The 11,786-nt window shown below is 73.4% G+C and carries 9 protein-coding genes; 1 reads left to right on the plus strand and 8 read right to left on the minus strand.

Annotation, left to right across the window (positions count from 1 at the left end):
• Positions 1–9: 9 nt before the first annotated feature.
• The 8 genes from BLT97_RS09880 to BLT97_RS09915 all read right to left on the minus strand — a co-directional run bounded on the left by BLT97_RS09880 (position 10) and on the right by BLT97_RS09915 (position 9,905).
• Positions 10–882: an endo alpha-1,4 polygalactosaminidase gene (locus BLT97_RS09880; RefSeq protein ID WP_093608441.1), complete on the minus strand. Its 873-nt coding sequence runs from the start codon at positions 880–882 to the stop codon at positions 10–12.
• On the minus strand, positions 879–1,550 hold the full coding sequence (locus BLT97_RS09885) for a spherulation-specific family 4 protein (protein ID WP_093608442.1): 672 nt from the start codon (positions 1,548–1,550) through the stop codon (positions 879–881). The genes BLT97_RS09880 and BLT97_RS09885 overlap by 4 nt, the downstream gene beginning before the upstream one ends.
• Before the next feature lie 34 nt (positions 1,551–1,584).
• Entirely contained in the window at positions 1,585–2,475 is an 891-nt protein-coding gene (locus BLT97_RS09890) for an NAD-dependent epimerase/dehydratase family protein (protein WP_093608443.1), read from the minus strand.
• Between the two features lie 8 nt (positions 2,476–2,483).
• Positions 2,484–3,197 carry a nucleotidyltransferase family protein gene (locus BLT97_RS09895; RefSeq protein WP_093608444.1) on the minus strand — a complete coding sequence of 238 codons (714 nt, stop codon included), beginning with the start codon at positions 3,195–3,197 and terminating at the stop codon, positions 2,484–2,486.
• Between the two features lie 132 nt (positions 3,198–3,329).
• On the minus strand, positions 3,330–4,361 hold the full coding sequence (locus tag BLT97_RS09900; protein WP_093608445.1) for an SDR family NAD(P)-dependent oxidoreductase: 1,032 nt from the start codon (positions 4,359–4,361) through the stop codon (positions 3,330–3,332).
• Between the two features lie 93 nt (positions 4,362–4,454).
• The gene (locus BLT97_RS09905) at positions 4,455–5,900 is read right to left on the minus strand and encodes a hypothetical protein (protein WP_093608446.1); all 1,446 of its coding nucleotides are present in this window, start codon (positions 5,898–5,900) and stop codon (positions 4,455–4,457) included.
• On the minus strand, positions 5,897–7,540 hold the full coding sequence (pelF, locus tag BLT97_RS09910) for a GT4 family glycosyltransferase PelF (protein ID WP_245769240.1): 1,644 nt from the start codon (positions 7,538–7,540) through the stop codon (positions 5,897–5,899). Before pelF ends, BLT97_RS09905 begins: the two co-directional genes overlap by 4 nt.
• Positions 7,541–7,766: 226 nt before the next feature.
• The gene (locus BLT97_RS09915; RefSeq protein ID WP_093608447.1) at positions 7,767–9,905 is read right to left on the minus strand and encodes a hypothetical protein; all 2,139 of its coding nucleotides are present in this window, start codon (positions 9,903–9,905) and stop codon (positions 7,767–7,769) included.
• A gap of 475 nt (positions 9,906–10,380) precedes the next feature.
• On the opposite strand from BLT97_RS09915, the gene BLT97_RS09920 reads away from it, so the two are divergent.
• Positions 10,381–11,778, plus strand: coding sequence for a uracil-xanthine permease family protein (locus tag BLT97_RS09920; protein ID WP_093608448.1), 1,398 nt, complete (start codon positions 10,381–10,383; stop codon positions 11,776–11,778).
• The last annotated feature ends 8 nt before the right edge of the window (positions 11,779–11,786 follow it).

Consider the following 11,786-nt stretch of genomic DNA (forward strand, 5'->3'; position numbering starts at 1 on the left):
CCGCGGGCGTCAGCAGGGCTGGCGCCACACCCCGAGGTCCAGGCGTTTGCGCATGGAGCTGAAGCCGAGGGCCCGCGTGTGGGCGCAGAACCGCTCGCGGGGCAGGGCGTATTCGACGTGCAGGACCGCCTTGCCTGCCGCGATGAACGGCTTCAGCGCCTCGCACTCCTTGTACTGGGCGCACTCCTCGTTCACCGCGAAGTCGAACTCGCGCACCAGCTGGGCGACTTGGGGCAGGTCGTTCTTCAGGCCGACGGACATGCCGCGGTCGTGGGCGAGCTTCGCGAGCATCCGGTTGTACGCGAGCTGATGGCGGGCGGTCAGCGGGAAGCCCGTGTCGTTGAGGTACGCGTCCATGAGGTCGGGCTCGACCGCGTCGAACCCCTTGGCGCGGCACATGTCGAACCGCTTGGCCATCAGCGGCCGCAGGACGTCGATCCGGCGGATGTCGAGCCAGCGCTCGCCGGGCCAGCCGTTCGCCCTCCCCCGCACCGACGGCGGGAACGCGGCCCGGTCGGGCCGGAAGTCTTCCCAGGCGCCCGCGTTGATGTAGCAGATGACCTTGCGCCCGGCGCGGTGCAGCCGCCGTACGGTCGCGGCGTCGTTCTCGAATCCGTCGATGTCGTAGACGGGCACGTCCACACGCGTGTCCGCGGGGCCGTCGAGCTGCCACTGCCAGGCCGTGCCGGGGGCGGGGCGCCAGCGCGGGCCGGGCGGCGGGGCCGGTGTCCGCGAAGCGGGCGACGACGGCTCGGGAGCCGGTGTACGCGAACCGGGCGACGACGCCTCCGGAGCCGGTGCGGGTCCGGGCGACGGTGCCGAGCAGGCGGCGAGCAGGAGCAGCGCGAACAGGACCAGGAGCGGGCGGTACGAGGCGGTCATGCGGTCTCCGGCGCGGTCAGCTGGGGCGGCGGCAGCGACCAGGGGTTGGGGCCCTCACCAGGCACTGTGCAGCACACCGCAGCCCGGCGCAGCTCGGCCGTGCGGGCCGCGAGCCCGCAGAGGCCTGGCGGCACCCCGTGCACGAGGTGGCAGAAGCGGTCGGGCGGGTGGGCGGCGGTCCAGCGGGGCGGCGCCGGGGCGCTGCGGTAGGTGGACCAGTCGCCCTCGAACGTCACGAGGACATCGGCCAGTTCGGCGTACGCGGGTGCCGGATGGACCCCGGGGTTCAGGACCACGGATGCCGCGCCCGCGGCACGGGCCGCCCGGACCAGGCGGCGGTACGGGCGCAGCTGCGCGCTTGCGGCGGCGCACTGGTCGAGGAAGCAGGCGTCGATCCCGTACCACTCCCGATGCCGTGCGAGGTCGGCCAGGACCTCACGGTGCGGGCGGCGTCCGTACGCGGTGTCGGCGTAGCCGAACAGCCGCACCCCGGCCGCCCGCAGAGCGCGGGCGGCCGCGGCGAAGGCCGGGTCCGGGGCGGTCCCCGGTCCGTCGGCGATGTTGACGATCACGCCGTGGAGCAGCTCCGGACGCGCCGCGAGCCGTTGCCAGGCGCCGGGATCGACGGCGGGGTGGACGTACATCGGGACGAGGAGACGGGCGCTCATGGCAGGGCGGCCTTCGACGTCCGGGACGGAGTCGTCACCTCAGCACCGGGGCGAGGGCCCGCCAGTGGTCGGTCAGCGAGTCCGCCAGGGAGCGGCGGGGCTCCCAGCCGAGCGCGTCACGCGCCGCCGTGATGTCTGCGCAGCTCCAGGAGACGGCCGCGGACCGTCCTGAACCGGGGGCGGACTCCTCGATCGGCCCCATGTACCCGGCGATGTCCGCGAGTTGGGCCGCGAGGACGCGCGCAGGCGTGGGGCGCCCGCTGCCGATGTTGAGCACGGGCGGCGGCTGTGCGGAGGTGCGGACCGCGAGGGCGACGGCTTCGGCCACATCCCGTACGTCCACGAAGTCCCGGTACGCGGACAGGTCCCCCACCTGCACGGGGCCGCCAGGTCCAGCCCGCAGCAGTTCCCGCGCGAGCCGGCCCGGCAGGCTCTCCGCGGAGGCGCCCGGGCCGACCGGGTTGAACACGCGCAGGACCACTGCGTCCAGGCGGCTGGCGGTGATCGCGACAGTGCCCGCCAACTTCGTCGCCCCGTATGGCCCTTGGGGCCGGGTGGGGACATGCTCCGTCACCGGGGTGCCCGGTTCGGTGGGGCCGTACTCGGCCGCGGAGCCGAGGTGGACCAGGCGCGCGGCCGGGGCCGCCTCCCCCAGCGCCTCGCACAGGGCGGCGGGCCCGCGGGCGTTGACGTCGGTGAGGCGGACGGCGCTGCCCGCGACCAGGCCGACGCAGTTGACCACCGCGTCAGGAGCGGCCGCGTAGAGCGCGTCGGTGAGCCGCTCCACGTCGGCGGTCAGGTCGAGGGTGACGTCGGCGTCGGGGCGGCGGCCGCCGATGAGCAGCCGCACACCCGGCAGGGCGCGCAGCCGCTCGGCGGTGTGCCGGCCGATGAATCCCGAGGAGCCGAGGAGAAGGACCCGCATGGCGGCGCTCACGCCCCCTTGAGCAGAGAGCCGCGCAGCGTGGTGAACTCCGCGTTGGCCTGGTCGTAGTCGTCCGGCCGGCCGATGTCGAGCCAGTAGCCGTCGAACTCGTAGGCGTGCGGCAGCTTCTCCTCGGCCAGCAGGTCCAGCATGAGCTCGTCGAAGCCGAGCGGCAGGCCCGGCGTGTACGGGGCGAGCGTCCCGCGCGAGAGGCCGTAGACGCCCATCGAGACCCGGTAGTCCAGGCTGGGCTTCTCGGCGAAGCCGACCACCCGGCCCGCGTCCGTGGTGAGCACCCCGAAGTCGATGGCGACCTTGCGGGCGTACGTGGCGACGGTGAGCGGTGCCCCGGAGTCCGCGTGCCGCCGTACGACGTCGGCGTAGTCCAGGTCCGTGAGGATGTCGCCGTTCATCACGAGGAAGTGCTCGGGCAGCCGGTCGAGCATGGTCAGCAGCGGGCCCATGGTGCCGAGCGGGCTGTCCTCGACGGCGTAGTCCACCTTCATGCCCCACTGGGTGCCGTCGCCGACGTATGCGCGGATGATGTGGCCGAGGTGGCCGATGGCCATCGTGGCGCTGGTGAAGCCGGCCGTGGCGAGCTGGCGCAGCACGATCTCGAGGATCGCGTGCTGGTCGCCGATCGGGACGAGCGGCTTGGGCAGGGCGGTGGTGTACGGGCGCAGTCGTACACCCTTGCCGCCGGCGAGGATCACAGCGTGCATGAGAGAACTCCCCCTGGAGCAGGTACGGATGGTGCGGTCGGGCGGTGTGCGGGTGGTCGGGCGGTCGGACGCGTGGGTGACGGCCGGTCGGTGTCGGCCGGGCAGTGAGGGCCGGTCGGGCGGCGGGGCCGGTCAGATGTTGTAGATGCCGGTCTTGTAGCGGGCGAGGTTGGCGGGGTCGCGGAAGAAGGCGATGGCCCGTTCGAGGCCGGTCTCCAGGTCGTCCCGGGGCGCCCAGCCAGTGGCGGCGCGCAGCCGGGACGCGTCCGCGACCAGGCGCATGACCTCGGAGTCGGCCGGGCGGATGCGCGCGGGGTCCTCGCGCACATCGAGGTCGGTCTCCATCAACTTGCCGATCAGTCGGGTCAGTTCGCCGATGGAGATCTCCTCTCCGGTGCCGGCGTTGAAGGTGCGGCCCACGACGTCCGCGGCCGGCGCGGTGCCCACGGCGACGAAGGCCTGCGCGGTGTCCCCCACGTACAGGAAGTCCCGGGTGGGACGGAGGTCCCCGAGCGTCACCGTCCGCGCGCCCGCCGCGACCTGGCCGATGACGGTGGGGATCACGGCCCGCATCGACTGGCGCGGCCCGAAGGTGTTGAACGGGCGCAGCGTGACGACGGGCGTGCCGAAGCTGGCGTGATAGCTGTCGGCGAGCCGGTCGCCGCCCGCCTTCGAAGCGGCGTACGGGGACTGGGTGTTGATGGGGTGGTCCTCGGTGATCGGCACGGTCTGCGCGGTGCCGTACGTCTCGCTCGTGGAGGTGTGCACCAGGCGCGGGATCTCCTGCTGCCGCACGGCCTCCAGGACGTTGAGCGTGCCGGTGACATTGGTGTCCACGTAGCTGTGCGGCGCCTGGTAGGAGTACGGGATCGCGATGAGCGCCGCCAAGTGGTAGACGGCTTCGGCCCCTTGGGTCAGGCGCTGCACGGAGCCGGGGTCGCGCACGTCGCCGAGGACGATCTCCACCTGGTCCAGTACGTCGGGGGCCAGGGTCTCCAGCCAGCCGTACGAGGAGAAGGAGTTGTACTGCGCCATCGCACGGACGCGGTGGCCGCGGGCGACGAGGGCCTCGGTGAGGTGCGAGCCGATGAAGCCCTCGGCTCCGGTGACGGCGACGAGTCCCGGCGCGGCGGGGGGCGTGGTGGCGGAGTCGGATGCGGTCATGGGTGGTGGCTCCCAGGGATGAGTGCAGTGAGTGGAGGTGACTGGAGGTGAGAGGCCGCGGGACGGCCGGTGGTCTCGGCGCGTGGCCGCGGCTCAGCGGTGTGCGGCGGGACGGCCGAGAAGTCGTGCCGCGCCCACGGCGAGCACGGCCGCGGCCAGGACGGTGGCGCTCAACTGGACATGGCTGTACGGGAGTTCGGCGGACCTGGCGGCCGTCCCCGTCACCGCCGCGGCGAGGGCGACCGCCGCCGGGAACCAGGCCACGGCGAAGGCTTGGAGCAGCAGGGCCGTCCACAGCAGCGCACCGAGGGCGAGCAGCGCGGCAGGGTCGGTGTCCGCGATCAGGGCGCCCGCGCACAGCAGCAGGAGATATCCGCCGAGGCACAGACCGAGGCCCCGCCCCGCGCGCCGCGCGAAGCCGCCCGGGCTCGTGCTGGCGCGCAGCGCGGCCACCGTCAGGGAGCGGTAGCGGTACAGGAGCCATTCGGCGGCGCCCATGCTGAGGGTGAGCACGACGACCGCGCGCGGGTCCTCGGCTCCGGCGAGCGCGGCGAGCACCCCGGCCGCGAGGCCGAAGAGGCCGTACGGCAGCGAGTCCCGCAGCGCGGGCGCGGCACCGGACTCGGCCTCGCCTGCCGCACCGGCTCCGGTCCCGCCCGACGCTCCACCCCCGGCTCCCGGCCCGGAGGGGCGCAGCGATGTACGCACGGACAGCGCGGCCGCCGCGACGGTCAGCGCCACCGTGCCCAGCAGCAGGACCAGGGCGGCGGGCGCGGGCAGGCCGCCCGGCACGCAGGCGCCGGCCGCGAGCGGCACGAGACCGGCGAGCAGCGCCCGTTCGCGCCCGAGCACGAGCAGCACGCTCGCCGCTCCCAGGTAGGCCGACTGGCCCGCGGCGAAGACCCCGCCCGTGGTGGGTCCGGACAGGAGCAGGCCGAGTGCGGCCGTCCCCAGCGCACCCGCGGGTGCGCCGAGCCGCAGCGTGCGGGCCGCGCCGGCCGGTCCGCCGGTGGCCAGGCGGGCGTAGGCGCGGTGGCTGAGCCCCTGGTTGAAGGCCCAGGCGAGGAGCGCGGCGGCCACCAGGCCGGTGAGGTCGCGCGGGCCGGTCCACAGCGGCGCGCCCACCACGTACGCGAGTGCGGGCAGCGCGAACACCAGGCCGCGCAGCAGGCACCGCGTCCCGTCGGGCCGCCAGGGGTCGGGGGCGGGCGGCGGCTCGGGGTAGTGGCGCGGCACGCGGGCGTACAGGTCCTCGGCGAGGCTGAACAGGTCGGGCCGCCCGTACCGCTCCTCGATCCCGTCGGCGGACAGGCCGTCCGACTCGAGCAGGGCTGCCACCTCGTCGGCGTGGACGGCGGCGGCGATCTGCTCGGCGTAGCGCTCGGCGAGGGCGTCGGCCGGGTCCACGGTCCAACCGGGTGGTGCGGAAGGGGACTTACCGCGCGGCCCGGGCACCTCCCCGGGCCCGCCCGGCGGCTGGCCGCCGGAGCTTCGCAGGTCGCCGCCCTCTCCCGGCAGCAGCTGAAGCGGCCCGCTCATGCCGGCGTCTCCTCGGCCTCGTCCCGGTCCCACGGGTGCACCGCGCTCCGGTCCCACGCGTCACCGGCTCGCACGTCGTCGGCGCGCACGTCACCGCCCCGCAGTTCACCGACCCGCAGGTCGGCTGCGCGCAGGTCGGCGAAGCGCAGATCGCGCGTGTGCAGGCCCCAGGCGGGCGCGACGGCGACGTAACCGGAGCCGGTGAGTTCGAGGTAGACCGCACGGAAGGTGTCGATGGTCTGCCGCAGTGTGAACTGCTCGATCACGCGCAACCGCGCGGCCTCGCCCATCGCCGCCCGCCGCGGCGCGTCGCGCAGCAGCTCGAGGGCCGCCCGCGCCATGGCCTCGGGGTCGCGCGGCGGTACGACGAGCCCGCTGTCCCCGACGGCCTCGCGTACGCCGCCCACGTCGGTGGAGACGGTGGCCCGGCCGCAGGACATGGCCTCGATGAGGGTGAACGGGAAGCCCTCGCTGATGCTGGAGAGCATCACCACGTTCCCGGCCGCGTAGGCGTCCTTGATGTCCTCGACCCGGCCCTCGAACGTGACGGCGTCCGCCTGGCCGAGCGAGGCCGCGAGCTCCTCGCAGCGGGTGCGGTACTCCTCGGCGCCCCGGGGCGTGCCGCCGAACAACCGCAGCCTGGCGTCCGGGAGTTCGCCGCGCACCCGCGCGAAGGCGCGGATCAGCGTCTCCAGGTCCTTGATCGGATCCACGCGTCCCGCCCAGCTGAGGGTGGGCCGCTCGGGCTCGGGTCCCGCGGGCGGGAAGGCGGCCGGGTCCACGCCGTTGTAGACGGTGCGGATCGCCCGCGCGGCGGCACCGCCGCGCTCCTCCCACAGCCGGTTGTAGCGGTTGCCGGGGGTGATGAGGGCGGCGACGCGGTAGGTCTCCTCGGCGAGCAGCCGGAAGAAGGACAGCATCAGGTACTTCACCGGCCAGGTGTAGGGGCCGGAGCGGTAGCCGAGGTAGCGCTCGCGCAGGTAGACGCCGTGTTCCGTGAGGAGCAGGGGCACGCCGTGCAGGTGGTGGGCGAGCAGCCCGGGCAGCGCGGCGAGCCCGCCGCTGACCGCGTGGGCCACCCCCTCGCGCGGCGGCTCGGCGGCCAGCGGGCGCAGGGCGTGTTCGAGCAGGTCCGTGGCGGTGAGCGCGTCGTGCAGGGTGGGCCGTGCGGCGCGCACCGGCAGGTCCTCGCGGTTCCATACGGCGACCAGCGCGCGCAGGGCGCGGTCGGTGCGCAGGGCCGGGCCGAGCTCGCCCTGCTGTGCGGCTTCGGCGAGTTCGTACAGCGTGGGCCCGAAGGTGCCGGCGGCCGCCGGGTCGACGAGTGCGGTGAGGAAGCGCTCGTACGTGGCGACGATCCGGCGCAGCCGGCCGCCACGCGGTGGCCGTGCGCTGCCCGGCGGTCCCCACAGCGGGACGGTGACGGGCGGTTCGGTGTTCGGCGGCAGCTCCCAGGCGAGGGTTTCGCGGCCGGTGCCCGTGACGGCGGTGATGCGGAAGGTGAAGTCCGGCATCCCGTGGACGAGTTGGTCGCACCACACGCTCACGCCGCCATGGTGGTGCGGATAGGTGCCTTCGGTGAGCAGGGTGATCCGCGGCGCGTCGGCGCCCGGCGGACGAAGCGGATGGAGTGCTGGCATGGTTCGGCTCCCCCGGTGTGCCTCGGGTACGGGCCGGGGCGCGGCCCGTACCCGACCGGCATGCGGTGTCGGTCGCACCGGGGCGGACGGGTCCCGGTGCGTGGGAACGGTGGTGGTGCGGCGGTTGCCGACGCGCGGCCGGCGCGCGCCTGCCCGGTCGGGCGGGCCCGCGCCTGCCGGCCGGGCGGGTGCCGACGCGGCGGGCGTGCGGGCCCATCCGGTCGGCTCAGCGGGTGCCGTCGTACGGGACGCGGGAGCGCACGCCCTTCGGCACCGGCAGTTCGTCGGCGGGCTCGGCCACGGGGTCGGCCTGCTTGGTGGTGGCCGAGGCGAGGACGGGTCCCGGCACGGTGAGCGAGACCTGGTTCTGGAGCAGCGCGGGTGCGGTCCAGCCCGACAGGGAGCCCGCGTACGGGGTGCCGAAGGGGGTGGAGCCGAGGAGCTGGTTCTGCACGGTGCCGGGCGGCATGGTGGCGGTCACCCGGACCCCGCTCGGTGCCTGCACGGTGACGGAGTTGCCGATGCGGTACGCGGTGACGCGACCGGACCTGACGGCGCTCTGCCACGCGGCGCGCTCGGTGAGCTCCTTGCCGATGGCACTCTGGCGCAGGTTCACCAGCGGGGTGTTGTCCGCGTGGAGGTCCCCGTACGCCTTGAGGACGGCGTCGAGCACCGGGTAGGCGATGCGGTCCTCGGCGAGGTTGGACTGGTGGATGAAGTGCGGGCGCGGGTCGTTGGCGACCACGTGGCTCATCGCGATCCGGGTCTCCAGGGGCACGATGTACTCGCCGTAGCCGGTGGCCGGGTCCAACGGGGCGTCGAGGCACGTGGTGTTGGCGGAGTTCTCGCAGATGCCGCTGCCGCCGTCGGCCTTGCGGGTGTAGATCCAGTTGTACTCGTCGACCTGCTCGGCGGCCCGGCCCACGTTGTAGAAGACGTTCATCGGGTAGCGCGGCACGGTGAGCGCGCTGCCGATCTGGCGCTGCTCGCGTTCGCGCGAGTTGTCCGAGGCGAGGCTGCGGATGCTGTTGTCGGTCAGCGCGCCCGCGAGATTGGGGTTGTCCTGGGGCTGCTGCGGCAGCGTCTTGAGTCCGGAGTGCTCGCCGGTCACCAACTCGGCGGTGTCCAGGGGCAGTCCGGCCCGCTGGCCCCAGGCCCGGTTGTCCCGGATCTGCGCGCCGATCTCGGCGCGGGAGACCCACTTCGTGCTGCCGTCGGCGTTCTTGGCGCACACCCAGGGCACCACCGAGGTGTCCTGGACACAGCCCAGATACGGGTGGCTGTAGGTGTGGTTGACCCAGCGGTAGCGGGCCTTGTCGGCGATCAGGCGCGCGGCGAGCGGGTCGGCGCCGCCGTTCTGCTGCTTGAACACCTCGCTGCCGCCGCCGTTGTAGACCATGTCGAGGGTGAACTTCTTCTCCTGCGACCACTGCGCGGCGTACTGGGCGTCGGCCGCCGTCATCCGGATCGGGTCCGTCTGACCCGTGCCGGGCGGGCAGTCCACGTCGCCGGGCGTGCAGTTGAGGGCGGAGTCCCAGCGGTCGTCGGCGGCGAAGACGTCGTCGATGTGGACGGCGAAGTAGTTCCGGTCCGCGCCCAGGTGCACGCCTTGGGTCATCCAGTTCACGATGCCGCGGGCGAGCAGCCGGTACTGCTGCTGGTACTGGTTGTAGACGAAGGTCACCACCAGCTCGCGCCGCCCGTCGTGCCGGTACTCGCCGACGATGGCACCGCGCTCCTGGCCGCCCGGCAGCGGCGCCTCGACGTACGGCGTGAAGTCGGCGCCCGCCACGGGCTTCGCGACGAAGGCGTAACTCTCCCCCACCGTCGGCGAGTTGTCCTCGAAGGGCACCGCGCCGTCGAGATATCCGAAGGGCCCGGCCTTGCCGGCCGCGGTGACCTCGGCGCGCGCTCCGTCGAGGGAGCCGCTGTAGCCGCCGTTCGCCGGGTAGTTCAGGCCCACTTCGGGCCGTGCGTAGGTGTACGCGTCCACCTGCGGGATCGCGAAGGTCTTCTCGTACGTGGCGAGCGCGGCCATCTCGGCGGAGCCCTCGCCGAACGGGTTGTCGTTGGGCAGCACGACCGCCTGGAACTTGGCGCGCGGCCGGCCCGACACCGTGTCCGCCAGGAACCCGGCGGAGATCACGGGCCGCCCGGCCTGGTTCAGGTCCACGAGGGTGTACGGCGTGCCGGCGCTGTCGAGCTCGGCGGCGATGGCGGCCGTGGCCGGTCCCCCGTCGCTGACGACCAGGACCTTGAGGTCGATCCGCGGCGTGGGCGCGGCGGCCGGCGCGGGCGCGACCAGTGTGAGTGTGAGGCCGACCGTGGCCATGGCGAGCGCGGCCGAGCGAATGGTGCGGTTCATCGGTACGAGGTCCCTCCACCTCAGGGCAGGCCGGACCCCCGTCCGGCGTGCCCCATTCCCCCCAGCGGACGGCAGAGGTGCGCTTGTTGCCCCCTTGTCCCGCTGTGTCGGATCACATCCTGGAGTGCGCCCACCGGGAGATGTGGGGGGCTTGTGAAACCTGGCGAGAAGCGAGCTCACTCTCTTGACTGAAGCACGCGCTTGCCCTTGCCCCGCCGGCGCGCGCCCTGAGGCGGCCTTCCGCCTCTGCCGACGGAAAGATCACACGTCGCAGGGGTGGCGCGGGTTGCAGGCGGCTCCGGCACGGGAGGAAAGCGGAGCTGGAAGAAATTACTTTGGACACGCACCGGATCCGGCCAATCACAGGGAGTCCCGTGACTTCGGCGCCCCGGGCTCGTTGACGGCCTTCCGCGCGCCCGGCCCTACCATTGCGGCGATCATGACGCGTACCCGCGACGAGAAAGCGACCCCCACCATGAACCTCGGCGTCCGCTGGAGACTGCACGGAGACGGACGGACCCCGGCGCCCGGCGCGGTGGTCCGCCCCGACGAGCGGCTCTCCTGGCCGCGCACCTTCGGCCTGGGCGCGCAGCACGTGGTGGCCATGTTCGGGGCGTCCTTCGTCGCACCCGTCCTCATGGGTCTCGACCCCAACCTCGCGATCATGATGTCCGGCGTCGCGACGGTGATCTTCCTACTCGCCACCCGCGGCAAGGTGCCCAGCTACCTGGGCTGTTCGCTCTCGTTCGTGGGCGTCGCGGCGGTCATCCGGGCGCAGGGCGGCGACAGCGCGACCGTGACCGGTGCCGTGTTCGTGGTCGGTGCCGCGCTCTTCCTCGTCGGTCTGGCCGTGCAGCGCTTCGGGGCGCGGATCATCCATGCCGCGATGCCGCCGGTGGTGACCGGCGCGGTGGTCATGCTGATCGGCTTCAACCTCGCCCCGGTGACGGCCTCCACGTACTGGCCGCAGGACCAGTGGGTGGCGCTGCTGACCATGCTGTTCACCGGTTTGGCCGTGGTCTGCCTGCGCGGTTTCTGGGCCCGTATCGCCATCTTCCTGGGGCTGATCTTCGGATACGGCGTCTCGTGGCTGTTCGACCGCGTCTTCGGGAAGATCAACTCGGTGGTCGGCGGCGGCGAGCCCACGGACCACTGGCGCCTCGACCTGTCCGCGGTGGGCAAGGCGGACTGGATCGGCCTGCCCGACTTCCACGGCCCGTCCTTCGAGTGGTCCGCGATCCTCGTCGCCCTGCCCGTGGTGATCGCCCTGATCGCCGAGAACGCCGGGCACGTCAAGGCCGTGGGCGAGATGACCGGGGACGACCTCGACGGCAAGCTGGGCACGGCGATTTCGGCGGACGGCGCCGCCTCCATGCTCTCCACGGCCGTCGGCGGCCCGCCGAACACCACGTACGCCGAGAACATCGGCGTCATGGCCGCCACCCGCGTCTACTCGACCGCCGCCTACTGGGCCGCGGCCCTCTTCGCCCTGCTCTTCGGCCTGTGCCCGAAGGTCGGCGCGATCGTCGCCGCCATCCCGGGCGGTGTGCTCGGCGGCATCACCGTGATCCTCTACGGCATGATCGGCCTGCTCGGCGCGCAGATCTGGATCAACGCCCGGGTGGATCTGCGCAACCCGCTGAACCTCGTGCCGGCCGCGGCGGGCATCATCATCGGCACCGGTGGTGTGAGCCTGAAGTTCACCGACACCTTCGAGCTCAACGGCATCGCGCTCGGGACCCTGGTGGTCATCACCGGCTACCACGTCCTGCGCGCCTTCGCCCCGGCCCACATGAAGGAGAGCCGCGAACCGCTGCTCGACGAGGGCACGTCACGCTACGACGAGGGCGCGGACGCCACCGGCAAGGACTGAGGCCCTCC

This window comes from Streptomyces indicus (assembly GCF_900100315.1).
Classification (GTDB): domain Bacteria; phylum Actinomycetota; class Actinomycetes; order Streptomycetales; family Streptomycetaceae; genus Streptomyces; species Streptomyces indicus.